We start from the raw sequence: 25342 nt of genomic DNA on the forward strand, positions 1-25342 counted from the left end.
TATCAGGTATCCAGTGAAAAAAGACAGCCATGCCAAACGTGAAGCTTCTGATAGCACGAAGCCTGGAAGAACCAGGCTTGTGCTTATAAGGCATCAGATTAGTGGCAAAAACGTCGCTGTAGCGATTTTTCCGACACAATCCGGTGTCTTTTTTACCACGTACTTACTCAGCCGCGGAATTCGCTGCGACCGTTGTACTTGGCTTTGCCATTCAACTGCTCTTCGATACGCAGCAGTTGGTTGTACTTGGAAACGCGGTCGGAACGGCACAGGGAGCCGGTCTTGATCTGGCCAGCCGAGGTGCCCACGGCCAGGTCGGCAATGGTCGAATCTTCGGTTTCGCCGGAGCGGTGCGAGATTACGGCAGTGTAACCGGCAGCCTTGGCCATCTGGATGGCCTCCAGGGTTTCGGTCAGGGTGCCGATCTGGTTGAACTTGATCAGAATCGAGTTGGCGATCTTTTTGTCGATGCCTTCTTTCAGGATCTTGGTGTTGGTTACGAACAGGTCGTCGCCTACCAGTTGGGTCTTCTCGCCGATCTTGTCGGTGAGGATTTTCCAGCCAGCCCAGTCGGACTCGTCCAGGCCATCTTCGATGGAGATGATCGGGTAACGCTCGGTCAGGCCTTTGAGGTAGTCAGCGAAACCTTCGGCGGTGAACACCTGGCCTTCGCCGGACAGGTTGTACTTGCCGTCTTCGTAGAATTCGCTCGCCGCGCAGTCCAGGGCCAGGGTCACGTCAGTGCCCAGCTTGTAACCGGCGTTGGCCACGGCTTCGGAGATCACTTTCAAAGCGTCTTCGTTGGAAGCCAGGTTCGGCGCGAAACCACCTTCGTCACCGACGGCAGTGCTCAGGCCACGGGCCTTCAGCACGGCTTTGAGGTGGTGGAAAATCTCGGTGCCCATGCGCAGACCTTCCGAGAAAGACTTGGCGCCAACCGGCTGAACCATGAATTCCTGGATGTCGACGTTGTTATCGGCGTGCTCGCCGCCGTTGATGATGTTCATCATCGGAACCGGCATCGAGTAGACACCCGGGGTGCCGTTCAGGTTGGCGATGTGAGCGTACAGCGGCAGGTCCTGGTCCTGTGCTGCGGCCTTGGCTGCAGCCAGGGAAACGGCGAGGATCGCGTTGGCGCCCAGGGAACCTTTGTTTTCAGTACCGTCGAGCTTGATCATTGCCAGATCGAGCGCTTTCTGGTCGCTTGGGTCCATGCCTTTCAACAGGTCTTTGATCGGACCGTTGATGTTGGCTACGGCCTTCAGAACGCCCTTGCCCAGGTAACGGCTCTTGTCGCCATCACGCAGCTCGAGCGCTTCACGCGAGCCAGTGGAAGCACCGGACGGCGCGCAGGCACTGCCGATGATGCCGTTGTCCAGAAGCACGTCCGCTTCCACGGTGGGATTGCCACGGGAGTCGAGAACTTCACGACCTTTGATGTCGACGATTTTAGCCATTGTTGTAAACACTCCAAAGTTGACGAAAACGACGCAGCTGTAGGAAATCTTTGATCGTCGGCAAGCGAGATGCAGCGGGCAGTCTTGCAGACGACAAGGCTCAGGCCCGAGGGTCTGAGCGTTAAATCGTGCGGTACTTTACCGGAGAATTGAGGATTACGCGGTTTCTACCGTCGGAAAACTCTTCACCAGTTCGTCCAAAGCTTTGAGCTGGGCCAGGAATGGCTCCAGTTTGTCCAGACGCAAGGCGCAAGGACCGTCACATTTTGCGTTGTCCGGATCCGGGTGGGCTTCCAGGAACAGGCCGGCCAGCGACTGGCTCATGCCGGCCTTCGCCAGGTCGGTGACCTGTGCGCGACGACCGCCAGCGGAATCGGAACGACCGCCAGGCATTTGCAGCGCGTGGGTCACGTCGAAGAACACCGGGTACTCGAACTGCTTCATGATGCCGAAGCCGAGCATGTCGACGACCAGGTTGTTGTAGCCGAAACTCGAACCACGCTCGCAGAGGATCAACTGATCGTTACCCGCTTCCACGCACTTGTTCAGGATGTGCTTCATTTCCTGAGGGGCGAGGAACTGGGCTTTCTTGATGTTGATCACTGCGCCCGTTTTGGCCATCGCGACCACGAGGTCGGTCTGGCGCGACAGGAAGGCCGGCAACTGGATGATGTCGCAGACTTCAGCGACAACCGCAGCCTGGTCAGGCTCGTGGACGTCGGTGATGACCGGTACGCCGAAGGCTTGCTTGATGTCCTGGAAGATGCGCATGCCTTCTTCCAGGCCAGGACCACGATAGGAGGTCACAGAAGACCGGTTGGCCTTGTCGAAACTGGCCTTGAACACATAAGGGATACCGAGCTTTTCGGTGACCTTCACATACTCTTCGCAAACCTGCATGGCCATGTCACGGCTTTCCAGCACGTTCATGCCGCCGAACAGCACCATGGGTTTGTCGTTGGCAATCTCGATGTCGCCGACGCGGATGATCTTCTGTGCCATCGGGGTTACGCCTTCTTCTGGTGTTGAGCCAACGCTGCCTTGACGAAACCGCTGAACAGCGGGTGACCGTCACGCGGCGTCGAGGTGAACTCAGGGTGGAACTGGCAAGCGACGAACCATGGGTGATCCGGAGCTTCAACCACTTCAACCAGTGCGCCATCACCGGAACGACCGGAGATTTTCAAACCGGCCTCCATGATTTGCGGCAGCAGGTTGTTGTTCACTTCGTAGCGATGACGATGACGCTCGACAATCACGTCCTTGCCGTAGCAACCGTGAACCAGGGAACCCGGCTCCAGCAGGCAATCCTGCGCGCCCAGACGCATGGTGCCGCCCAGATCGGAGGTTTCGGTACGGATTTCGACCGCGCCGGTGGCATCTTCCCACTCGGTGATCAGACCCACGACCGGGTGACCGCTTGCACGATCGAACTCGGTGGAGTTGGCGTCTTTCCAGCCCATGACATTACGAGCGAACTCGATAACGGCCACTTGCATGCCCAGGCAGATACCCAGGTACGGAACCTTGTTTTCGCGAGCGTATTGCACGGCAGTGATCTTGCCTTCAACGCCACGCAGACCGAAGCCGCCAGGCACCAGGATCGCGTCGACGCCTTCCAGCAGCGCGGTGCCCTGGTTCTCGATGTCTTCGGAATCGATGTAGCGCAGGTTGACCTTGGTACGGTTGCTGATACCGGCGTGACTCATCGCTTCGATCAGCGACTTGTAGGCGTCCAGCAGCTCCATGTACTTGCCGACCATGGCGATGGTGACTTCGTGCTCAGGGTTGAGCTTAGCGTCGACCACGGCTTCCCACTCGGACAGATCCGCACCGCCGCATTGCAGGCCGAAACGCTCGACGACGAAATCGTCGAGGCCCTGGGAATGCAGGATGCCCGGGATCTTGTAGATGGTATCGGCGTCTTCCAGCGCGATCACCGCACGTTCTTCAACGTTGGTGAACTGCGCGATCTTGCGACGCGACGACACATCGATCGGGTGGTCGGAGCGGCAGACCAGCACATCTGGTTGCAGGCCGATGGAACGCAGTTCCTTGACCGAGTGCTGGGTTGGCTTGGTTTTGGTTTCGCCGGCAGTGGCGATGTACGGCACCAGTGTCAGGTGCATCAGCATCGCGCGCTTGGCGCCGACTTCGAAACGCAGTTGGCGGATCGCCTCGAGGAACGGTTGCGACTCGATGTCACCCACGGTGCCGCCGATCTCGACCATGGCCACGTCAGCGTCGCCAGCACCCTTGATGATGCGGCGCTTGATTTCGTCGGTGATGTGCGGGATCACCTGGATGGTTGCCCCCAGGTAGTCACCACGGCGCTCTTTGCGCAGGACGTGTTCGTAGACACGGCCGGTGGTGAAGTTGTTGTTCTGGGTCATGGTCGTGCGGATGAACCGCTCGTAGTGGCCCAGGTCCAGGTCGGTCTCGGCGCCGTCGTGGGTGACGAACACTTCACCGTGCTGGAACGGGCTCATGGTGCCCGGGTCGACGTTGATGTACGGGTCCAGCTTCAGCATGGTGACCTTAAGTCCCCGCGCCTCCAGGATGGCCGCCAATGATGCCGATGCAATGCCTTTCCCCAATGAAGAAACAACACCGCCCGTGACGAATATGTAGCGCGTCATGAAAAACCCTAGAAGTCTGCGTTAAAGCGGTCCGAGCCGCCGGGGAAAGCGAAGGAAGGCCGAAGCCCCCGATCACCTGCATTAATCACAGTGCACCTTTCAAAAAAACCGCCGCGTTGGGACAGACCGGGAAATGAATCACCGGTTCGTTGCTCGCTACACATTTTTTGGAATCGCCCAGCAAAGACTGCTTGGTAATCGGCAACTCCTGCAATTCAGGCGAATCCACAGAAGTTGTATCAAGAAGGGAGCGTAGTCTACCGGAAAGCCCCTTTCAGCTCAAACCTTGATCTTCGTTCAGTGGCTGCCAATGCAAATGCCAGTTGCCGCTCGTACTACCGTCGAGTCCTTTAAGGTTCGCCACTGCCAGCAATTGGTCGCCTTTGTAGAGCAGCGGCAATCTGCCGCGTACGAAGGACGGTACACCACTTTCATTGAGCAAACGTTTCAAGTCCCGATGGCCGCGGCCCGGCAAAGCCATGACCTCTCCCCCCTCACGATAGCGGATATGCAGCGGGCCATCGGGGATTTGCCCGGTGAGCGAAAGCACGCCGTTGTCCGGGATAACCAGTGGTGAAGCCGGGTTCTGCCATGCCCCGGCGACGGGCAAAGGTTGCAACCAACGGCCGGACAGCCACCAGATCCGCCCGCCCGCCCGGTGCAGTTCGCCATCGGCCAGCCGCCATACCGGGCAGGCATCGCCGGTGGCGTCGCGCAAATCCGCCCAACCCGACCAATGGTCAGTGTCGGGCAGACGGGTCAGCGGTTCGAGCCAATGACTCAAGGCATTGCGCTGCCGGGCATCAGACAGTTGCGCAAGCGGCGCCAGTTCAAGGGAGCGCAATCCCAGCCAGTCGAACTCACTGACAGAACTGGCCTCACGTAAATCCATTTCGGCCAGCTCTTCGAGCAACCCCTGCGCTTCAGCCAAATGCGCCGCGCTGCGAGCCATGGTCGCCACCGCTTGTGGCCAGCGCTGAACCAGCACGGGCAAGACTTGATGGCGCAGGTAATTGCGCGAGTACTGCCGATCCTGGTTCGAGGGATCTTCGATCCAGCTCAAACCATGCGCACTGGCATAGACCTCGAGCTCAGCCCGCGTGACATCAAGCAGTGGCCGCAGCAGATGCCCCTTGCCCAACGAGCGCTGACGCGGCATCCCGGACAATCCACGCACGCCCGCTCCGCGCAACAACCGAAACAGCAGGGTTTCCGCCTGATCGTCGCGGTGCTGGGCCGTCAGCAGCACGTCACCGGACCCAGTCACTTCGGCGAACGTGTGATAACGCGCGTCCCGCGCCGCACGCTCCAGACTGGCACCGGGCTGCACCTGCACCCGAACGATCTGCAACGGGACGCCCAGCGCAGCGCACACAGAACGACAATGTTCCGGCCACGCATCGGCCACAGCTTGAAGGCCGTGATGAACATGGATGGCACTCAGCGCCGGCAGGGATTCGGTTTTTGCGAGGTGTGCGAGCAGATGCAGCAGGACGGTGGAGTCCAGGCCGCCGGAGAAGGCGATGCGCCAGGTCGCAGCATTGCGCCACGGTTTCAGATTCAGCAAAAGCCTGGAAGGCAAGTCAATCGCGGGCCGATCCATATCTTTCCCTTTGCACAAATCAAATGTGGGAGCGGGCTTGCTCGCGAAGGCGGCTGAACATTCAACACATCAGTTGACTGTTATACCGCTTTCGCGAGCAAGCCCGCTCCCACATTCAAGCCGAGGTCAGATCAGAGACCGTAGCTCATCAGACGCTCATAACGACGGGCCAGCAGCGCGTCGTTATCGAACTTCTTCAGCATCGCCAGTTGCGAGCTCAGCTCGGCGCGGATCGATGCAGCTGCAGCAGCCGGATCACGGTGCGCGCCACCCAATGGCTCGCCAATCACCTTGTCCACGATGCCCAGGCCTTTGAGGCGCTCGGCGGTGATGCCCATCGCTTCTGCGGCATCCGGTGCTTTCTCGGCGGTTTTCCACAGAATCGAAGCGCAACCTTCCGGCGAGATCACCGCGTAGGTCGAGTACTGCAGCATGTTCAACTGGTCGCAGACACCGATCGCCAGTGCACCACCGGAACCACCCTCACCGATTACAGTGGCGATGATTGGGGTTTTCAGGCGGGCCATGACACGCAGGTTCCAGGCAATCGCTTCGCTCTGGTTACGCTCTTCGGCGTCGATGCCAGGGTAAGCGCCCGGGGTGTCGATGAAGGTCAGGATCGGCATTTTGAAACGTTCGGCCATTTCCATCAGGCGGCATGCCTTGCGGTAGCCTTCCGGACGCGGCATGCCGAAGTTGCGGCGAACCTTCTCGCGCACTTCACGGCCCTTCTGGTGACCGATGATCATCACCGGCTGGTCGTCCAGACGGGCAATACCGCCAACGATCGCAGCGTCGTCGGAGAAGTGACGGTCACCGTGCAGTTCGTCGAACTCGGTGAAGATGTGTTCGATGTAGTCCAGGGTATACGGACGTTTCGGGTGACGTGCCAGACGTGCGATCTGCCAGCTGGTCAGCTTGCCGAAAATGTCTTCGGTCAGCGTTTTGCTCTTGTCCTGCAGGCGGGAGATCTCATCGCCGATATTCAGCGAATTGTCATTACCGACCAAGCGCAACTCTTCGATCTTGGCTTGCAGGTCGGCGATCGGCTGTTCGAAATCTAGAAAATTCGGGTTCATAGGCGTCCGTCTTGGGTCGACGTCCAAGGGATCTTGGGCCGGCCGGTTGTCTATTCGCGCCCTACCTTAAGGGAGAGGCGCGTTGAGGTCGAGATTAAAAATTCAGGTTGCGGGCAGGCGTTCTGATATCACCTGCCGGTCAACGGTATTGGAGGAAGACGTTGTCTCGCCCGAACTGGTCACGCAGGGCTTGAATCAAGGCATCCGCCGGATCGATTCGCCAGCCTTCGCCGAACTGCAACAGGGCCTTTGCATCAGGGCTGGTGTAGTCCATGGTGATCGGGCACGCACCGCGGTGACGCTTCAACAGCTCACCCAGCCAGCGTAGCTGATCGCCCTTGAGGTCCTTGGCATGCAACTTCAGGCGCAGGCTTTCGGCCAGGTTGGTGCGCGCATCTTCCATGCTCATCACCCGCTTGACCCGCAACTTCAGGCCACCGGAGAAGTCGTCATTGCTGACCTCGCCTTCGACCACCACCATCGCGTCGGTCTGCAACAACGACTGCGCAGCATGGAACGCCTCGGAAAACAGCGAGGCTTCGATCCGTCCAGAGCGGTCGTCGAGGGTAATGAACCCCATCTTGTCGCCCTTTTTGTTCTTCATCACCCGCAAGGCGATGATCATGCCCGCGACGGTCTGGGTATCTCGCGCCGGTTTCAGATCAATGATGCGCTGGCGAGCGAAACGACGGATTTCACCCTCGTATTCGTCAATCGGATGACCGGTCAGGTACAGGCCGAGGGTATCTTTTTCCCCTTTCAGGCGCTCCTTGAGGGTCAGCTCCTTGGCCTTGCGGTGATTGGCGTAGACGTCGGCGTCTTCTTCGACAAACAGACCGCCAAACAGGTCGGAGTGACCACTGTCCTGGGTGCGCGCGGTTTGTTCGGCCGCCTTGATCGCTTCTTCCATGGCCGTCAGCAGCACCGCGCGATTGCGGTCGATGTTGGCCTGGTAGGCTTTCTGTTCATCGTGGAAGTACGGCCCGAGGCGATCCAGGGCACCGCTGCGGATCAAACCGTCGAGGGTGCGCTTGTTGATGCGCTTGAGGTCGACCCGGGCGCAGAAATCGAACAGATCCTTGAACGGACCGGCCAGACGCGCCTCGGTGATTGCTTCGACCGGCCCCTCACCCACGCCCTTGATGGCCCCCAGGCCGTAGATGATCCGGCCTTCGTCGTTCACCGTGAACTTGAATTCGGAGGTGTTTACGTCCGGCGCGTCGAGACGCAGCTTCATGGTCCGCACTTCTTCGATCAAGGTCACGACCTTGTCGGTGTTGTGCATATCCGCCGAGAGTACCGCGGCCATGAACGGCGCCGGGTAGTGCGCCTTCAGCCACGCGGTCTGGTACGACACCAGGCCATAGGCGGCGGAGTGGGATTTGTTGAAGCCGTAACCGGCGAACTTTTCCACCAGGTCGAAGATGTTACCGGCGAGGTCGGCATCGATATTGTTGGTGGCGCAACCCTCAATGAAACCGCCACGCTGCTTGGCCATTTCTTCGGGTTTTTTCTTACCCATGGCTCGACGCAGCATGTCCGCGCCACCGAGGGTGTAACCGGCCATGACCTGGGCAATCTGCATCACCTGTTCCTGGTACAGGATGATGCCGTAAGTCGGTGCCAATACGGGTTTGAGGCCTTCGTACTGGTAGTCCGAGTGCGGATAGGCCAGCTCGGCGCGACCGTGCTTGCGGTTGATGAAGTCGTCCACCATGCCCGATTGCAGCGGGCCCGGACGGAACAGTGCCACCAGTGCGATCAAGTCTTCCAGGCAGTCGGGCTTGAGCTTTTTGATCAGCTCTTTCATGCCCCGGGATTCAAGCTGGAACACTGCCGTGGTTTCGGCTTTTTGCAGCAGGGTATAGGTCGGTTTGTCATCCAGCGGGATGAACGCGATATCCAGCGGTGGTTCGTTGACCTTGGCACGGTCGCGGTTGATGGTTTTCAGCGCCCAGTCGATGATCGTCAGGGTCCGCAGGCCGAGGAAGTCGAACTTCACCAGACCGGCCGCTTCGACGTCGTCCTTGTCGAACTGGGTTACCAGACCATCACCGGCCTCGTCGCAGTAAATCGGCGAAAAGTCGGTCAGCTTGGTCGGCGCGATAACCACACCACCGGCGTGCTTGCCGACGTTACGCACAACACCTTCGAGCTTGCGGGCCATCTCCCAGATTTCCGCGGCTTCTTCATCGACCTTGATGAAGTCACGGAGGATTTCTTCCTGCTCGTAGGCCTTCTCCAGGGTCATGCCCACTTCGAACGGAATCATCTTCGACAGACGATCCGCCAGGCCATAGGACTTGCCCTGCACCCGCGCCACGTCACGGACCACAGCCTTGGCGGCCATGGAACCGAAAGTGATGATCTGGCTTACCGCGTTGCGGCCGTATTTCTCGGCCACGTAGTCGATCACCCGGTCACGACCGTCCATGCAGAAGTCGACGTCGAAGTCGGGCATCGATACCCGTTCCGGGTTAAGGAAACGTTCGAACAGCAGGTCGTATTCCAGCGGATCAAGGTCGGTGATCTTCTGCACATAGGCCACCAGCGACCCGGCACCCGACCCACGGCCAGGGCCCACCGGTACGCCGTTGTTCTTGGCCCACTGGATAAAGTCCATCACGATCAGGAAGTAACCGGGGAAGCCCATCTGGATGATGATATCCAGCTCGAAGTTCAGCCGGTCGACATAGACCTGACGCTTGGCCTCGTAGTCTTCGGTGGTGTCCTTGGGCAGCAGAACAGCAAGGCGCTCTTCCAGGCCATCGAAGGAGACTTTGCGGAAGTACTCGTCGATGGTCATGCCATCGGGGATCGGGAAGTTGGGCAGGAAGTGCGTACCCAGCTTCACTTCGATGTTGCAGCGCTTGGCGATCTCGACGGTGTTTTCCAGCGCTTCGGGAATGTCGCTGAACAGCTCGGCCATTTCCTCGGCGCTTTTGAGGTACTGCTGATCGCTGTAATTCTTCGAACGCCGCGGATCGTCGAGGGCACGGCCCTCACCGATGCAAACGCGGGTTTCGTGGGCGGCGAAGTCTTCCTGCTTGATGAAGCGCACATCGTTGGTCGCCACCAGCGGCGCACCGAGTTTCTCGGCCAGGGCCACGGCGCCGTGCAGTTGTTCTTCATCGTTGGGGCGGTTGGTACGCTGGATCTCCAGATAGAAACGATCCGGAAACACTTCCATCCATTCGCGGGCCAGGGTTTCCGCTTCCGCCGGGTTGCCGCTAAGCATGGCCTGGCCGATCTCGCCTTCTTTGGCCGCCGACAACATGATCAAGCCTGCGTTGGCTTCGGCCACCCATTCACGCTCGATGATGATCGCGCCATTGCGCTGACCCTCGATAAAGCCGCGGGAAATCAGTTCGGTGAGGTTGCGATAGCCTTCAGCATTCATCACCAACAGGCTGATCCGGCTCAGCGGGTTGTCCGGATCCTTGTTCGACAGCCACAGGTCGGCGCCGCAGATCGGTTTGATCCCGGCACCCATGGCGTTTTTATAGAATTTGACCAGGGAACACATGTTGTTCTGGTCGGTGACCGCTACGGCAGGCATGTTCATGCCGACCAGGGTCTTGACCAGCGGTTTGATCCGCACCAGACCGTCGACCAGGGAGTATTCAGTGTGCAGGCGTAGGTGAACGAATGAAGCCGGCATAGTGATCCTGTCTGAGAACGTAAAGACAACAAGGCCCGGATTGTACCGGGCCTTGGTAAAAAAAATCAGCCTTGCGACTAACTCTCGATGAGACTTTCCCGCGCCTCGTAAGCCAGACGCACCGGGGCAAACGAACGCCGATGAATTGGGGTCGGCCCAAGCCGTGCCAGCGCTTCCAGATGAACGGGTGTCGGGTAGCCTTTATGCCCGCCAATGCCGTAACCCGGGTAGATCAATTCGAACGCAGCCATTTCGCGATCGCGGCTGACCTTGGCCAGAATCGATGCGGCGGCGATGGCTGGAACCTTGCTATCGCCCTTGACCACAGCTTCGGAGCGCATCGGCAGTTTCGGGCAACGGTTACCGTCAATCATCGCCAGTTTCGGCTGGATGTGCAGCCCGGCGACCGCACGCTGCATGGCCAACATGGTGGCGTGCAGGATATTCAGTTCGTCGATTTCTTCGACTTCGGCGCGAGCGATGCACCAGCTCAGGGCTTTTTCGCAGATTTCGTCGTAGAGCTTTTCGCGACGGGCTTCGGTGAGTTTCTTCGAGTCGTTCAGGCCGAGGATCGGGCGGTTCGGATCAAGGATCACCGCCGCTGTCACCACCGCGCCACAGAGCGGGCCGCGACCGACTTCATCGACGCCGGCAACCAACTCTTCGACTTCAGCGACCAAGGTGAAATCCAGCCCCATCTGCATGTTCGTTTTACTCATTTGACTTGGCCGATCAGGTTCAGCACTGCGTCCGCAGCCTGGTTGGAGGCATCCAGACGCAGGGTCCGGTGAATCTCGTCAAAGCCACGGGTCTGCTCTTCCCCGCCTTCGATCAACGGTGACAATGTCTGGGCCAGCGCTTCGACCGTGGCATCGTCCTGCAACAACTCGGGCACCAACAGACGCTGGGCCAACAAGTTCGGCAACGAAATGTAGGGGCTTTTCACCATGCGCTTGAGAATCCAGAACGTCAGCGGTGCCAGACGGTAGGCAACCACCATCGGCCGCTTGTACAGCAACGCTTCAAGCGTTGCGGTGCCGGAGGCAATCAACACCGCATCGCACGCTGCCAGGGCCAGATGCGACTGTCCATCGAGCAGGGTCAATGGCAGATCGCGACCAGCCAACAGTTCTTCAAGCTGTGCGCGACGTTGCGCACTGGCGCAAGGCATGACAAACCGCACACCCGGGCGTAACGCCCGCAGGCGCTGGGCAGTATCGAGAAACAACGCACCGAGCCGGCCAACTTCACCGCCACGGCTGCCAGGCATCAACGCTACCAGCGGCCCGTCAGGCAAACCGAGTTCGGCCCGCGCAGCAGCGCGATCGGCTTCGAGTGGAATGGCATCGGCCAGGGTATGACCGACGAACCGCACCGGCACACCTTTTTCTTCATAAAATCTGGCTTCGAACGGGAACAGCGTGAGCATCAGGTCGCAGCCTTCGCGAATCTTCAGCACGCGTTTCTGCCGCCAGGCCCAGACCGACGGGCTGACGTAATGCACGGTCTTGATACCGGCCTGACGCAGTTTGAGTTCGATATTGAGGTTGAAGTCCGGCGCATCGATACCGATGAAGACATCAGGCTTGGCGGCGATCAGGTCAGCGACCAGTTTTTTGCGCCGCGCCAGCAACTCGCGCAGGCGGCCCAGGACTTCCACCAGCCCCATGACGGACAGACGCTCCATCGGGAAATACGAGGTCAGGCCTTCAGCCTGCATCAATGGACCGCCAACACCTATGAATTCGACGGCCGGGTGACGAGCCTTGAGCGCGCGCATGAGACCCGCGCCCAGAATGTCACCGGAAGCCTCTCCCGCTACCAGCGCAATACGCAGATTGGCCATGATTAGCGGGTGATGCCGCGAGTCGAAGACTGGATGGAGTCACGGAACACCGCCACTTCCGGATACTGAGCCGACGGCTCGGCCAGTTCGGCGAGCGCCTGCTCCACAGTCAGGCCCTGGCGGTAAACCACCTTGTAGGCACGACGCAGCGCGTGGATCGCATCTTCGCTGAAGCCCCGACGGCGCATGCCCTCGAAGTTCATGCTGCGGGCTTCGGCGGGGTTACCGAACACCGTGACATACGCAGGAACATCCTTGCCGATTGCCGTACCCATGCCTGAAAAACTGTGGGCGCCAATGTGGCAATACTGGTGAACCAGGGTAAAACCGGAGAGGATCGCCCAGTCTTCCACATGCACATGGCCCGCCAGTGCGGTGTTGTTCACCAGGATGCAGTGGTTGCCGATAACGCTGTCGTGGCCGATGTGGGCATAAGCCATGATCAGATTGTGATCGCCCAGGGTCGTTTCCGAACGGTCCTGGATGGTGCCACGGTGAATCGTCACGCCTTCACGGATGACGTTGTGATCACCGATCACCAGGCGGGTTTCTTCGCCTTTGTACTTCAGGTCAGGTGTGTCTTCACCCACCGAGGAAAACTGGTAGATGCGATTGTGCTTACCGATTCGGGTCGGGCCCTTGAGAATCACGTGCGGCCCGATGACTGTCCCCTCGCCGATTTCCACACCTGCGCCGACGATCGACCACGGGCCGACCTCGACGCCGTCAGCCAGAATGGCTGTCGGATCGATGATTGCACGAGGGTCAATCAAACTCATAGTTTGCGTTCCGCACAGATGATCTCAGCCGAGCAGACAGGCTTGCCATCGACCGAAGCCTGGCACTCGAACTTCCAGATCTGACGCTTGCAGCTGATGAATTTGGCTTCAAGGATCAGTTGATCGCCCGGCAATACCGGCTGGCGGAAGCGCAGTTTGTCGGAACCGACGAAGTAATAGAGGGTGCCGTCAGCCGGTTTCACGTCGAGCATTTTGAAACCAAGGATCCCGGCAGCCTGAGCCATTGCCTCGATGATCAATACGCCTGGCATGATTGGATGCGCAGGGAAGTGACCATTGAAGAACGGTTCGTTGATGCTGACATTCTTGTAGGCGCGAATGCGCTTGCCTTCAACATCCAGCTCCACTACCCGGTCCACCAGCAGGAACGGGTAACGGTGAGGCAGGTATTCGCGAATCTCGTTGATGTCCATCATTTCGGGGGGAAGCCTATGTAAAGATTGGGAGCGCGCGACTGATACACGCTCCGCTAGCAAATCAAGGAGGCAGTCTAGCGGCTGTGCACACTTGATATGGAAATGGTATCAGCCATCTGATGAAGCATTACTGTCAGGGGTCACTTCCCCTGCCTGCTTTTCCAGCTGTCGCAGACGTCGCGCGATGTCATCGAGCTGACGGATGCGAGCCGCGCTTTTGCGCCATTCGGCTGCTGGCTGCATTGCCGTACCGGAAGAATAGGAACCCTTTTCGGTAATCGAGTGGGTCACCATGGTCATCCCGGTGATGAAAACGTTGTCGCAAATTTCGATATGTCCCACCAGCCCTACACCGCCGGCGAGCATGCAATGCTTGCCGATTTTGGTGCTGCCGGAGATCCCGACACAGGCGGCCATGGCGGTGTGATCACCGACCTGAACGTTGTGGGCGATCTGGATCTGGTTGTCGAGCTTCACACCATTACCGAGAACGGTATCGGCCAATGCGCCGCGGTCAATAGCGGTATTCACGCCAATCTCCACATCGTCACCGACCAACACACCACCGATCTGGGCAATTTTCTGCCAGACACCTTTCTCATTGGCAAAACCGAAACCTTCGCCGCCGAGCACGGCACCTGACTGAATGACCACACGCTTGCCGATGCGCACGTCGTGGTACAGCGTGACCCGCGGGGCCAGCCAACCGCCTTCGCCGATTTCGCAACGGGCACCGATGAAGCAATGCGCACCGATGGTCACACCGGCAGCAATACGTGCCGCGCTTTCGATCACCGCAAAAGCACCAATACTCGCAGCCGGGTCAACCACCGCGTCCTCGGCCACAACGGCTGTCGGGTGAATACCGGCAGCCGCTTTCGGCTTTGGATCGAACAGGTGGGAAACACGCGCGTAGGCCAGATACGGATCAGGCACCACCAGCGCATTACCGGCAAAACCTTCGGCATCAGCAGCCTTCAGCAACAGGGCTGCAGCCTGACTGCCTGCCAGGTACTTACGGTATTGGGGGTTTGCGAGAAAGCTCAACTGAGCTGGGCCAGCCTCCTGCAAGGTGGCTAGCCCAGTAATTGCTTTCTCGGGATCGCCACGTAGCGTGGCGCCGAGGAACTCGGCCAACTGGCCGAGCTTAATGGTCACGGTCATGGATTACTTCAGCTGATTCATGCGCTCGATAACCTGGCGAGTGATGTCGTACTGAGGCTTGACATCAATCACTGCGCCACGCTCGAAGACCAGGTCAAAAGCACCTTTCTTGATGACTTCTTCCACAGCGCTGTCCAGTTTCGGCTTGAGCTGCTTCAGCATTTCGCGGTCGGCAACGGCTTTGGCTTCGTTCAGCTCCTTGGACTGGAACTGGAAGTCACGTGCCTTTTGCTTGAATTCAAGCTCCAGACGCTCGCGCTCGCCCTGCTGCATTTTGTCGCCACCGGCCATCAGACGGTCCTGAATGCCCTTGGCGCTGCTTTCCAGCGTCTTGAGCTTGGTCAGCTGAGGACCGAACTTCTTCTCGGCATCCACGGCGTATTTCTTGGCCGCGTCGGACTCCAGCAAAGCCATCTGATAGTTCAGAACAGCAATTTTCATGTCGGCAAATGCCGGACCAGCGACCAGTACGCTGGCCAGGAGAACCAATTGAGTCAACTTACGCACGATGCACTCCTACAAAATTCATTGTCGTTATCTTGGGTCAGACGCTTAGAACGTCTGGCCGAGGGAAAATTGGAACACTTGAGTCTCAGCGTTATCCGGTTTCTTGACTGGCATGGCCAACGCGAAACTCAGAGGACCCAGTGCGGTGACCCAGGTCACACCCACACCGACAGAACTGGCCATGTTGCTCAAGCTGATATCGTCGCACTTGGTGTTGGACTTCGTGCCATCGGCGTTTGTGGTGTCCGAGCACGAAGAATTGAACACGTTACCCACATCCCAGAATACCGAAGTACGCAGGGAACGCTGGTCCTTGACGAACGGCAGAGGGAACAATACTTCAGCACCACCCTGAATCAGGACGTTACCACCAAACGGCAGTGGATCCTGGTCCGGGTCGAATTGAGTGCCAGGGTTCTTGCCGGTACTTGGCGTACTGCGAGGACCCAGAGTGCTGTCCTTGAAGCCACGTACCGAGTTGAAACCACCAGCATAGTAGTTTTCATAGAAAGGCAAGCCGTCGGTCGAACCGTAACCATCGCCATAACCCAGCTCGGTGTGCAGGCGCATGGTGTAGTTCTCGGACAATGGCTGGAACAGCTGGCCACGGTAGTCGAGCTTGAAGAACGACAGGTCGCTGCCTGGAATCGTGGATTCCAGCACCAGGCTCTGGGAATGACCACGGGTGGCGAGTACGCCCTTGTTCAGGGTGGACTCGGACCAGCCGGCCGAAGCCTTGAAGTTCAGGTACTGATCGCCTTCCTTGTTAACGAAGTCGAAAATCTCGTCAACGGTGTAAATGCCGGTCTTGATCTTGTCCTGTTGCGCGTTCAGGCCGAAGGTCAGACGCGATGTTTCGCTGATCGGGTAACCGACGCTCACGCCTGCACCCAGGCTGTCGACGGCATAGCTCGCTACATCGACGTCGAGGTCATTGTAGTCGGTGGTGCGGTAGAAGGCGTTGTAACCCAGGCTCACGCCATCAGCAGTCCAGTAGGGGTCGACAAAACCGAAGTTGTAACGCGTCTGGTACTGACTTTTGGTCAAACCGATACTGACCTTGTTACCGGTACCCAGGAAGTTGTTCTGGGTGATCGAACCACCGAGGATCAGGCCAGCACTCTGGGCGAAACCGACGCTGGCGGTAATCGAACCGGAGGCTTGTTCTTCAACGCTGTAGTTGACGTCCACCTGGTCATCGACACCCGGCACGGCCGGGGTCTCAACGTTGACTTCCTTGAAGAAGCCCAGACGTTCCAGACGGGTCTTGGATTGGTCGATCAGGTAGGTCGAAGCCCAGCCGCCTTCCATCTGACGCATTTCACGACGCAGCACTTCGTCTTCGGACTTGGTGTTGCCACGGAAGTTGATACGGTTCACGTAAGCACGCTTGCCCGGATCGACCGCGAACAGGATGTCTACGGTGTGATCTTCATCGTGCGGTTGAGGCACGCCGTTGACGTTGGCGAAGGTATAACCTTCGTTACCCAGACGACGGGTGATCAGCTCGGAGGTCGTGGTCATCAGCTTGCGCGAGAACACCTGGCCTTTTTGCACCAGCAGCAGGGACTTGACCTGGTCTTCAGGGACTTTCAGGTCACCGCTGAGCTTGACGTCACGAACGGTGTACTTCTCGCCTTCGTTGACGTTTACAGTGATGTAGACGTGTTTCTTGTCCGGCGTGATGGATACCTGGGTCGAAGCGATATCCATGTTGATATAGCCACGGTCCAGGTAGTAGGAACGTAGACGCTCCAGGTCACCGGACAGTTTTTCACGGGCGTACTTGTCGTCGTTCTTGAAGAACGACAACCAGTTGGTGGTCTTGAGTTCGAACAGGTCGATCAGGTCTTCATCGGGAAAGACCGTGTTGCCCACCACGTTGATGTGCTGGATCGCCGCAACGGTGCCTTCGTTGATATTGACCTTCAGGCCGACACGGTTACGCGGCTGCGGTACCACTTCGGTATCGACGGTAGCCGAGTAGCGACCCTGGGCGACGTACTGGCGCTGCAGTTCGTTACGCACGCCTTCAAGGGTGGCACGCTGGAAGATCTCGCCTTCGGCCAGACCGGATTGCTTGAGGCCTTTCATCAGGTCTTCGGTAGAGATCGCCTTGTTGCCTTCGATCTCGATACTGGCAACCGACGGGCGCTCGACTACAGTAATGACCAGGACGTTGCCATCGCGGCCCAGCTGGATATCTTGAAAGAAACCGGTTTTGAACAACGCACGAGTGGATTCCACCAGGCGACGATCATCCGCCTGTTCACCGACGTTCAACGGCAAAGCACCAAAGACGCTACCCGCGGAGACCCGCTGGAGGCCATTGACGCGAATATCAGAGATAGTGAAGGACTCGGCGTGAACTTCGGCGATCATCAATACGGTGAGAACCGCAGTTAGCAGCAGACGTTTCATGAAGTCCTTTCTTATTCCAACTGGCAATAAACAAACTGCCGCAAAATGCGGCAGATTCGCAATTCAGCGACGTTACAGACGACCCAGATCATTAACCAGAGCAAGCAACATCACTCCGATCACCAAACTGATGCCGATCTGTATCCCCCAACCTTGCACCCGATCCGACAAGGGGCGACCACGCGCCCACTCGATCAGATAAAACAACAAATGCCCCCCATCCAGCACAGGAATGGGCAGCAAATTCAGAACCCCCAGGCTAATACTCAGATAAGCAAGGAAATTCAGGAAATCAGCAACACCCGACTGGGCCGAAGCGCCCGCCACTTTAGCAATGGTTATCGGTCCACTCAAGTTTTTTACCGAGAGCTCACCGAACAACATTTTCTTCAGTGAATCGAGGGTCAGCACGCTCATGGTCCAGGTACGTCGAGCCCCCTCGCCAATCGCTGCCAATGGGCCGTAACTGACTTCGCGGATCATCTCCGGCGGCCAATCGACAGCCTTCACCCCTGCCCCCAGGTAGCCGCTGGGTGACTTGCTCTCGCCGCGAGCGGCCAGCGTTACCGGGACGTCGATTTGAGCACCGTCACGCTCAACCCGCAGCATGATTTTGGTATCAGGATGCATACGCACGGTGTCGACTACCTGCTGCCAGTCATCCAGCGTACGACCATCGAGCGCCAGCAAACGATCACCGGTCTTCAGGCCGGCAGCCTGAGCCGGCCCCTTTGGATCGAGTTCGGCCAGAACCGGCGGTAATGCCGGGCGCCAGGGACGAATGCCCAACGAATGGATAGGGTCGGGCTCGTTGGCCCCTTTGAGCCATTTGTCCAGCACCAGCTCACGAGGAGAATCGGTCGTGGAACCTTGCTCGCGCACTATTACCTGCAATGAGCCGCTTTCGCCCAGGCGACGAACCAATTGCAGGTTCACCGCCGCCCAGCCGGAAGTCACTTCACCATCAATGGCTACGATTTCCTGGCCAGGGCTCAATCCCGCCTTGGCCGCAATACTGCCGGACTCGACAGCTCCGATGACCGGACGCACCTGCTCGCTGCCGAGCATTGCCAATCCCCAGAAGAACACCAATGCCAGCAAGAAGTTGGCTATCGGCCCCGCGGCTACGATGGCAATGCGCTGACGAACGGATTTGCGATTGAAGGTGTGGTGGAGCTGATCGAGGGGGACTTCACCCTCGCGCTCGTCGAGCATTTTGACGTAGCCGCCCAACGGGATCGCGGCGACAACGAATTCGGTGCCTTGCTTGTCGTGCCAGCGCAGCAAAGGCATGCCGAAGCCTACGGAGAAACGCAGCACTTTGACCCCACAGCGACGCGCGACCCAAAAGTGGCCGAACTCGTGGAAGGTGACCAGCACACCCAAAGCGACCAGGGTGCCGACAATCATATAGAGCGCGCTCATCTACTTTCTCCGCAATCCTATCCGCTGCTGCCTGGGTCAACTATCCGCAGCATTTACCGCCCATGACGACTCAACCACTGTCCGGCCAGCAATCGCGCCTTCGCGTCTGCCGTGAACACTGCATCGAGATCATCCACTGCCACCACGGGCTCCAGATTCAGTACTTCTTCGATGATACTCGCGATTTCCGGGTAACGAACCCGTTCGTCGAGAAATGCCGCCACCGCCACTTCGTTCGCCGCATTGAGCATCGCCGGCGCGCTATTACCCGCCTCGGCCGCCTGACGAGCCAGACGCAGGCACGGGAAACGCTCTTCATCGGGCGCCTGGAAATCCAGGCGCGCAATGGTAAACAGATCCAGTGGCGCCACACCCGAATCGATTCGCTCAGGCCAGGCCAGGGCATTGGCGATGGGGGTGCGCATGTCTGGATTGCCCAGCTGCGCCAGGACAGAACCATCGATATAGTCGACCAGCGAATGAATCACGCTTTGCGGGTGAATCACCACCTCGACCTGGGATGGCTTGGCATCGAACAGCCAGCAGGCTTCGATCAACTCAAGCCCCTTGTTCATCATGCTCGCCGAATCAACGGAGATTTTTCGCCCCATGGACCAATTCGGGTGAGCACACGCCTGGTCAGGTGAAACATGCGCCAGTTCAGCCATCGGCGTCTGTCGGAACGGCCCACCGGAAGCCGTCAGTAAAATCCGACGCACACCGACCGCCTCAAGGCCACGGGCATAATCCAGCGGCATGCACTGAAAAATCGCGTTGTGTTCGCTATCGATCGGCAGCAACACCGAACCGCTCTTGCGCACCGCCTGCATAAACAACGCACCGGACATGACCAGCGCTTCTTTGTTGGCCAGGAGGATTTTCTTGCCGGTCTCGACCGCTGCCAGTGTCGGGCGCAGTCCCGCCGCACCGACGATGGCCGCCATGACCGTGTCGACTTCCGGATCGGAGGCAACCCGACACAAACCTTCCTCACCCACCAGAACGCGGGTCGAAAGACCCGCCGCGCGCAAATCATCCTGCAGGGTGCGGGCAGCAGCGACCTCAGGCACTACAGCAAATCGCGGGACATGACGTACGCATAGCGCCAGTAATTGACTCAAGCGAGTGAAGCCACTCAAGGCAAAAACCTGATAACGATCAGGGTGGCGAGCGATGACGTCGAGCGTACTCAGGCCAATCGAGCCGGTCGCACCCAGAACGGTAATCTGTTGCGGGCGGCTCATGGGGCTGCCATCCACAACAGAACGGCAAACACCGGTATCGCTGCCGTCAGGCTGTCGATACGATCCAGCACGCCACCGTGACCCGGAAGCAGATTGCTGCTGTCCTTGATGCCGGACTGGCGCTTGAACATGCTTTCAGTGAGGTCGCCCACCACCGAGATAAACACGATGAGCGCAGCGCCGATCAGCCCCTTGAGCAACTCGGCCACCGTCCAGTCGCGCACCAGAGCAACGAGCGTGGTAATGACCAGGCTCAGCGCCAGACCACCGTACACGCCTTCCCAGCTTTTGCCCGGACTGACCTGCGGTGCGAGCTTGCGCTTACCGAAAGCGCGACCGGAGAAGTAGGCGCCAATATCGGCCCCCCAGACCAACACCATCACCGCCATGATCAGCAAGTTACCCAGCGGGTACTGTTTGATCTGCACCAGGCCTTGCCAGGCCGGAAGGAGAATCAACAGGCCGATCACCAACTTGGTCGCTGCATTGGACCAATGCTCGCTCGAATGCGGATAGGTCAGCACCAGATACGTCGCCACCGCCCACCACAGTACCGAAGCGCCCAATACCCAAGGCGCGAGGCCGGGCAGGATGTACATGACGAACAGCATCAAAGCGACCACAGCGGCATAGCCCACGCGGAACGTTTGACCGGCGAAACCCGCCAGACGCGCCCATTCCCAGGCACCAAGGGTGACCACCAGCCCGATGAACAGTGCAAAACCGGAACCTTCAAGCAGGAAAAACCCGCCCAAGGCAATCGGCAGCAAGATCAGTGCGGTGATGATTCGTTGTTTAAGCATTAAACCCGGGCTCCAGCCTCGACCTGCTCGCTCGTTTTACCGAAGCGGCGCTGGCGGGAAGCGAAATCGGCCAGCGCATTGCGCATGGCATCGTGTTTGAAGTCCGGCCAGAACAGGTCGGAAAAATACAACTCGGCATAGGCCAGCTGCCAGAGCAGGAAGTTGCTGATGCGGTGCTCGCCACCGGTGCGGATACACAGGTCCGGCAGCGGCAGGTCACCCGTGACCAGGCAGGTCTGCAGCAGATCAGGCGTAATGTCTTCCGGACGCAAGTGTCCGGCCTGAACCTCTCGCGCCAATCGTTGCGCAGCTTGCGCGATATCCCACTGACCACCGTAATTGGCGGCGATCTGCAGGACAAAACGATTGGCACCCACTGTCATGGCTTCAGCTTCACGCATTGCAGCCTGCAGCTCGGGATGAAAACGCGAGCGGTCACCAATGATGCGCAGGCTGATGTTGTTGTCGTTGAGGCGCTTGGCCTCACGACGCAGCGCCCTGAAGAACAGATCCATCAAGGCGCTGACCTCATCGGCCGGACGCTGCCAGTTCTCGCTGGAAAAGGCGAACAGGGTCAGCACTTCGACCTTGGCCTCAGCACAAACCTCAATGACCGCACGTACCGCATCCACGCCCGCTTTATGCCCGGCGACACCCGGCATAAAGCGTTTTTTCGCCCAGCGATTGTTACCATCCATGATGATCGCGACATGGCGCGGCACCGCGGACGGTGCAGTCTGCTTTGTCTTATCCATGAAAACGCGACCCTTATACGGCCATCAGGTCTTTTTCTTTCTCCGCCAACTTAGCGTCGATTTCAGCTACGAACTTCTTGGTCAGATCGTCGATCTCGCCAGTGGCGCGACGCTCTTCGTCTTCGCTGATTTCCTTTTCCTTGACCAGATCCTTCAGCGAGCTGTTCGCATCGCGACGGATGTTGCGTACGGCAACACGGGCATCTTCAGCCACATCGCGAGCCTGCTTGGTGAAACCGCGGCGGGTTTCTTCGGTCAGGGCCGGCATGCTGATGAGCAGCAGCTCGCCAAGGTTGGTCGGGTTCAGGTTCAGACCTGCGCTACCGATCGCCTTGTCGACGGCACCCAGCATGTTGCGCTCGAAAGCAACGACTTGCAGGGTACGGGCGTCTTTGACGGTGATGTTGGCCACTTGCTTGATCGGAGTGTCCGCACCGTAGTACGGCACCATCACGCCTTCCAGAATGCTTGGGTGCGCCTGACCGGTACGGATACGGCCGAAGTTGTGCGCCAGCGATTCCACGGACTTCTGCATGCGCTCTTTAGCGTCTTTCTTGATTTCGTTGATCATTGTTGGCCTTCCTCGATCAGGGTCCCTTCAGCGCCACCATGCACGATGTTCAGCAGGGCGCCGGGCTTGTTCATGTTAAATACGCGTAGCGGCATCTTGTGGTCGCGACACAGGCAAATGGCCGTCAGATCCATCACGCCCAGCTTGCGATCCAGCACTTCATCGTAGGTCAGATGATCGAACTTCTCGGCATGCGGGTCTTTGAACGGGTCAGCGGTGTAGACGCCATCGACCTTGGTCGCCTTGAGCACGACATCGGCATCGATTTCGATTGCACGCAGGCAGGCAGCCGAATCCGTCGTAAAGAACGGGTTGCCGGTACCGGCCGCGAAAATCACCACGTCCTTGGAGTTCAAGTGGCGCATGGCCTTGCGACGATCATAGTGATCGGTCACGCCAACCATGGAAATAGCGGACATCACGATGGCCGAGATGTTGGCACGCTCAAGGGCGTCGCGCATGGCCAGGGCGTTCATCACAGTGGCCAGCATGCCCATGTGGTCGCCGGTGACCCGGTCCATGCCAGCCTTGCTCAGCGCTTCACCGCGGAACAGGTTGCCACCACCGATAACCAGACCGACCTGAACACCGATGCCGACCAGTTGGCCAACTTCCAATGCCATGCGATCCAGAACTTTCGGGTCGATCCCGAACTCTTCCGAGCCCATCAGGGCCTCGCCGCTAAGCTTGAGTAGAATGCGTTTATAGCGAGCCTGATAACCACTGCCCTGCTGAGCCATTGCGAATCTCTCCTGCGGCGTATTTTAAAAATTCTTTGCGAGCTGTTTACAGCTGGCGTTCACTCTAGCCTGGCGCTGCTTCAGCACCATCGGAACATGGCTTTGTAAGCCAGTTCCAAAAGGAAACCAATTAAAAATTGGTGCCCCATCTGAAAAGAGGCTGCGCGCGTGAGCGGGCAGCCTCTTCTGGGCGACAGTTAAGAAACCGTCTTACTGCTTGGCGGCAGCCAGTTGTGCGGCAACTTCTTCAGCGAAGTTGTCCACTGGCTTCTCGATGCCTTCGCCGACTTTGAAGTAGGTGAAGGAAACGATTTCAGCGCCGGCTTTCTTGGCCAAGGCACCTACGGTGACTTCCGGATTCATGACGAAAGCTTGCTCGACCAGGCTGGCTTCAGCCAGGAACTTGGTGATACGGCCGGCGATCATCTTCTCGACGATTTCAGCTGGCTTGCCTTTCATCTTGTCTTCGTTCAGGGTCAGGAAAACGCCCTTCTCGCGCTCGATGGCTTCTGGCGAAACCTGCGATGGCAGCAGGAACTCAGGGTTGCTGGCCGCCACGTGCATGGCGATCTCTTTGGCCAGCTGAACATCACCGCCCTTGAGAACAACAGCAACACCGATCTTGTTACCGTGCAGGTAGGTGCCGACAACGTCACCCTCAACGCGCACCAGGCGACGGATGTTGACGTTCTCGCCAACTTTGGCCACCAGGGCTTCACGAGCAGCTTCCTGAGCGGCGATCAGCGGAGCTGCGTCGGTCAGTTTTTCGGCGAAGGCTTTTTCTACGCTGGCAGCAACGAAGTTCTTGAAGTCGTCTTGCAGGGCCAGGAAGTCGGTCTGCGAGTTAACTTCCAGCAGCACGGCTGCCTTGTCGTCAGCCTTGATGGCGATTGCGCCTTCAGCGGCAACGTTGCCGGCTTTCTTGGCAGCCTTGATGGCGCCCGAAGCACGCATGTCATCAATGGCTTTCTCGATGTCGCCGCCAGCCTTGGTCAAGGCCTTTTTGCAGTCCATCATGCCTTCGCCAGTACGCTCGCGCAGTTCTTTGACCAACGCTGCAGTAATCTCTGCCATTTCAAAATCCTCTTGGATAGGTTTTCAACCATTCCACCCGATCGAACGGGCGATCAATTCTTCCCGAACCACCCTTGTTAGCTGCCGCACGTTACAGATAGAGCAGTGGGCGCCGACAAATGGTTTTCGAGGTGGCAAAAAGGGGGCCAAGCCCCCTTTTTGCTTACTGAGTCAACGCCAAGGCGTCAATTACTCAGCTGCTGCTACCGGAGCTTCTTCAACGAATACTTCGGTGCCGCCGGCAACATTGTTGCGACCACGGATCACAGCGTCAGCCATCGAACCCATGTACAGCTGGATAGCGCGGATTGCGTCATCGTTGCCTGGGATGATGTAGTCAACGCCTTCCGGGCTGCTGTTGGTATCGACTACGCCGATAACCGGGATGCCCAGCTTGTTGGCTTCGGTGATCGCGATGCGCTCGTGATCAACGTCGATAACGAACAGAGCGTCTGGCAGACCGCCCATGTCCTTGATACCACCCAGGGAACGATCCAGCTTTTCCAGGTCACGAGTGCGCATCAGCGCTTCTTTCTTGGTCAGCTTGGCGAAAGTACCGTCTTCGGCTTGAACTTCAAGGTCACGCAGACGCTTGATGGAAGCACGGATGGTTTTGAAGTTGGTCAGCATGCCGCCCAACCAGCGGTGATCGACGTACGGCGAACCGCAACGTGCTGCTTCTTCAGCAACGATCTTGCCAGCGGAACGCTTGGTGCCGACGAACAGAATCTTGTTTTTGCCCTGGGCCAGACGCTCTACGAAAGTCAGAGCTTCGTTGAACATTGGCAGGGTTTTTTCAAGGTTGATGATGTGGATCTTGTTACGCGCACCGAAAATGTATTTACCCATTTTCGGGTTCCAGTAACGGGTCTGGTGACCGAAGTGCACACCGGCCTTCAGCATATCGCGCATGTTGACTTGGGACATGATAGTTCCTTAATAAGTCGGGTTTGGCCTCCACGTATCCCAATGACCAACCAGCAGCATCAGCTGAAGGCACCCAGGTCATCGTGTCGACACGTGTGTGGATTTAGGCTTTTCGGGACATCCCCGGAAAGCGGCGCATTTTATATCACAAGGCAGGGCAAAACGGAACCCGGATTCTGAAATCCTGGCGAGCGCTTTGCTCCGTCCCTT

21 protein-coding genes are annotated in these 25342 nt (G+C 58.3%); all 21 read right to left on the bottom strand.

All coding sequences use genetic code 11. The annotated features are described in order from the left end of the window. Positions 1–167: 167 nt before the first annotated feature. Complete coding sequence (gene eno / locus PMI28_RS06595; protein WP_007990244.1) at positions 168–1457, bottom strand: phosphopyruvate hydratase; 1290 nt, start codon at positions 1455–1457, stop codon at positions 168–170. A gap of 156 nt (positions 1458–1613) precedes the next feature. Then, the gene (gene kdsA / locus PMI28_RS06590) at positions 1614–2459 is read right to left on the bottom strand and encodes a 3-deoxy-8-phosphooctulonate synthase (RefSeq protein ID WP_007970708.1); all 846 of its coding nucleotides are present in this window, start codon (positions 2457–2459) and stop codon (positions 1614–1616) included. 5 nt (positions 2460–2464) lie between these two features. Next, on the bottom strand, positions 2465–4096 hold the full coding sequence (locus PMI28_RS06585) for a CTP synthase (RefSeq protein WP_007990246.1): 1632 nt from the start codon (positions 4094–4096) through the stop codon (positions 2465–2467). 274 nt (positions 4097–4370) lie between these two features. Continuing rightward, positions 4371–5699 (bottom strand): tRNA lysidine(34) synthetase TilS, encoded by a 1329-nt coding sequence (tilS, locus tag PMI28_RS06580; RefSeq protein WP_007990248.1) that lies wholly within the window; start codon positions 5697–5699, stop codon positions 4371–4373. 131 nt (positions 5700–5830) lie between these two features. After that, entirely contained in the window at positions 5831–6778 is a 948-nt protein-coding gene (locus tag PMI28_RS06575) for an acetyl-CoA carboxylase carboxyltransferase subunit alpha (protein ID WP_007990250.1), read from the bottom strand. A 139-nt stretch (positions 6779–6917) separates the two neighbouring features. Then, positions 6918–10439, bottom strand: a complete 3522-nt coding sequence (dnaE, locus tag PMI28_RS06570) for a DNA polymerase III subunit alpha (RefSeq protein ID WP_007990252.1) — start codon at positions 10437–10439, stop codon at positions 6918–6920. A gap of 77 nt (positions 10440–10516) precedes the next feature. After that, positions 10517–11143: a ribonuclease HII gene (rnhB, locus tag PMI28_RS06565; protein WP_007978371.1), complete on the bottom strand. Its 627-nt coding sequence runs from the start codon at positions 11141–11143 to the stop codon at positions 10517–10519. Between the two features lie 11 nt (positions 11144–11154). Further along, a complete protein-coding gene (gene lpxB, locus PMI28_RS06560) occupies positions 11155–12285 on the bottom strand; it encodes a lipid-A-disaccharide synthase (protein ID WP_007990255.1) in 1131 nt (376 codons plus the stop codon). 2 nt (positions 12286–12287) lie between these two features. After that, positions 12288–13064: an acyl-ACP--UDP-N-acetylglucosamine O-acyltransferase gene (gene lpxA / locus PMI28_RS06555; protein WP_007978373.1), complete on the bottom strand. Its 777-nt coding sequence runs from the start codon at positions 13062–13064 to the stop codon at positions 12288–12290. Then, positions 13061–13501 (bottom strand): 3-hydroxyacyl-ACP dehydratase FabZ, encoded by a 441-nt coding sequence (gene fabZ, locus PMI28_RS06550; protein ID WP_007978374.1) that lies wholly within the window; start codon positions 13499–13501, stop codon positions 13061–13063. Before fabZ ends, lpxA begins: the two co-directional genes overlap by 4 nt. A 108-nt stretch (positions 13502–13609) precedes the next feature. Continuing rightward, a complete protein-coding gene (gene lpxD, locus PMI28_RS06545; protein ID WP_007990258.1) occupies positions 13610–14665 on the bottom strand; it encodes a UDP-3-O-(3-hydroxymyristoyl)glucosamine N-acyltransferase in 1056 nt (351 codons plus the stop codon). Between the two features lie 3 nt (positions 14666–14668). Continuing rightward, complete coding sequence (locus PMI28_RS06540; RefSeq protein ID WP_007990260.1) at positions 14669–15172, bottom strand: OmpH family outer membrane protein; 504 nt, start codon at positions 15170–15172, stop codon at positions 14669–14671. A gap of 45 nt (positions 15173–15217) precedes the next feature. Further along, positions 15218–17593, bottom strand: a complete 2376-nt coding sequence (gene bamA / locus PMI28_RS06535; RefSeq protein ID WP_007990263.1) for an outer membrane protein assembly factor BamA — start codon at positions 17591–17593, stop codon at positions 15218–15220. Positions 17594–17665: 72 nt separating this feature from the next. Continuing rightward, positions 17666–19018, bottom strand: coding sequence for a sigma E protease regulator RseP (gene rseP, locus PMI28_RS06530; RefSeq protein WP_007990266.1), 1353 nt, complete (start codon positions 19016–19018; stop codon positions 17666–17668). A 53-nt stretch (positions 19019–19071) separates the two neighbouring features. Next, on the bottom strand, positions 19072–20262 hold the full coding sequence (ispC, locus tag PMI28_RS06525; RefSeq protein ID WP_007990268.1) for a 1-deoxy-D-xylulose-5-phosphate reductoisomerase: 1191 nt from the start codon (positions 20260–20262) through the stop codon (positions 19072–19074). After that, positions 20259–21065, bottom strand: a complete 807-nt coding sequence (locus PMI28_RS06520) for a phosphatidate cytidylyltransferase (protein WP_007990270.1) — start codon at positions 21063–21065, stop codon at positions 20259–20261. Before PMI28_RS06520 ends, ispC begins: the two co-directional genes overlap by 4 nt. Further along, a complete protein-coding gene (uppS, locus tag PMI28_RS06515; protein WP_007990272.1) occupies positions 21065–21820 on the bottom strand; it encodes a polyprenyl diphosphate synthase in 756 nt (251 codons plus the stop codon). The genes PMI28_RS06520 and uppS overlap by 1 nt, the downstream gene beginning before the upstream one ends. Positions 21821–21833: 13 nt before the next feature. Further along, positions 21834–22391, bottom strand: a complete 558-nt coding sequence (gene frr, locus PMI28_RS06510) for a ribosome recycling factor (protein ID WP_007940501.1) — start codon at positions 22389–22391, stop codon at positions 21834–21836. Continuing rightward, positions 22388–23131 (bottom strand): UMP kinase, encoded by a 744-nt coding sequence (pyrH, locus tag PMI28_RS06505; protein WP_003222124.1) that lies wholly within the window; start codon positions 23129–23131, stop codon positions 22388–22390. The genes frr and pyrH overlap by 4 nt, the downstream gene beginning before the upstream one ends. A 210-nt stretch (positions 23132–23341) precedes the next feature. Beyond that, positions 23342–24205 (bottom strand): translation elongation factor Ts, encoded by an 864-nt coding sequence (gene tsf, locus PMI28_RS06500; protein WP_007990274.1) that lies wholly within the window; start codon positions 24203–24205, stop codon positions 23342–23344. A gap of 189 nt (positions 24206–24394) precedes the next feature. Next, positions 24395–25132, bottom strand: a complete 738-nt coding sequence (rpsB, locus tag PMI28_RS06495; RefSeq protein ID WP_007978390.1) for a 30S ribosomal protein S2 — start codon at positions 25130–25132, stop codon at positions 24395–24397. Positions 25133–25342 lie beyond the last annotated feature (210 nt).

Source organism: Pseudomonas sp. GM48 (genome assembly GCF_000282335.1).
GTDB lineage: Bacteria > Pseudomonadota > Gammaproteobacteria > Pseudomonadales > Pseudomonadaceae > Aquipseudomonas.

What these genes read in the sequence shown, in the direction of transcription:
- rnhB (WP_007978371.1), bottom strand. Translation starts at nt 11,143, where the DNA reads ATGCAGATGGGGCTGGATTTCACCTTGGTCGCTGAAGTCGAAGAGTTG.
- lpxD (WP_007990258.1), bottom strand. Translation starts at nt 14,665, where the DNA reads ATGACCGTGACCATTAAGCTCGGCCAGTTGGCCGAGTTCCTCGGCGCC.
- tsf (WP_007990274.1), bottom strand. Translation starts at nt 24,205, where the DNA reads ATGGCAGAGATTACTGCAGCGTTGGTCAAAGAACTGCGCGAGCGTACT.
- eno (WP_007990244.1), bottom strand. Translation starts at nt 1,457, where the DNA reads ATGGCTAAAATCGTCGACATCAAAGGTCGTGAAGTTCTCGACTCCCGT.
- bamA (WP_007990263.1), bottom strand. Translation starts at nt 17,593, where the DNA reads ATGAAACGTCTGCTGCTAACTGCGGTTCTCACCGTATTGATGATCGCC.
- lpxA (WP_007978373.1), bottom strand. Translation starts at nt 13,064, where the DNA reads ATGAGTTTGATTGACCCTCGTGCAATCATCGATCCGACAGCCATTCTG.
- frr (WP_007940501.1), bottom strand. Translation starts at nt 22,391, where the DNA reads ATGATCAACGAAATCAAGAAAGACGCTAAAGAGCGCATGCAGAAGTCC.
- rpsB (WP_007978390.1), bottom strand. Translation starts at nt 25,132, where the DNA reads ATGTCCCAAGTCAACATGCGCGATATGCTGAAGGCCGGTGTGCACTTC.
- rseP (WP_007990266.1), bottom strand. Translation starts at nt 19,018, where the DNA reads ATGAGCGCGCTCTATATGATTGTCGGCACCCTGGTCGCTTTGGGTGTG.
- PMI28_RS06575 (WP_007990250.1), bottom strand. Translation starts at nt 6,778, where the DNA reads ATGAACCCGAATTTTCTAGATTTCGAACAGCCGATCGCCGACCTGCAA.
- tilS (WP_007990248.1), bottom strand. Translation starts at nt 5,699, where the DNA reads ATGGATCGGCCCGCGATTGACTTGCCTTCCAGGCTTTTGCTGAATCTG.
- dnaE (WP_007990252.1), bottom strand. Translation starts at nt 10,439, where the DNA reads ATGCCGGCTTCATTCGTTCACCTACGCCTGCACACTGAATACTCCCTG.
- ispC (WP_007990268.1), bottom strand. Translation starts at nt 20,262, where the DNA reads ATGAGCCGCCCGCAACAGATTACCGTTCTGGGTGCGACCGGCTCGATT.
- pyrH (WP_003222124.1), bottom strand. Translation starts at nt 23,131, where the DNA reads ATGGCTCAGCAGGGCAGTGGTTATCAGGCTCGCTATAAACGCATTCTA.
- PMI28_RS06520 (WP_007990270.1), bottom strand. Translation starts at nt 21,065, where the DNA reads ATGCTTAAACAACGAATCATCACCGCACTGATCTTGCTGCCGATTGCC.
- kdsA (WP_007970708.1), bottom strand. Translation starts at nt 2,459, where the DNA reads ATGGCACAGAAGATCATCCGCGTCGGCGACATCGAGATTGCCAACGAC.
- lpxB (WP_007990255.1), bottom strand. Translation starts at nt 12,285, where the DNA reads ATGGCCAATCTGCGTATTGCGCTGGTAGCGGGAGAGGCTTCCGGTGAC.
- PMI28_RS06585 (WP_007990246.1), bottom strand. Translation starts at nt 4,096, where the DNA reads ATGACGCGCTACATATTCGTCACGGGCGGTGTTGTTTCTTCATTGGGG.
- uppS (WP_007990272.1), bottom strand. Translation starts at nt 21,820, where the DNA reads ATGGATAAGACAAAGCAGACTGCACCGTCCGCGGTGCCGCGCCATGTC.
- fabZ (WP_007978374.1), bottom strand. Translation starts at nt 13,501, where the DNA reads ATGATGGACATCAACGAGATTCGCGAATACCTGCCTCACCGTTACCCG.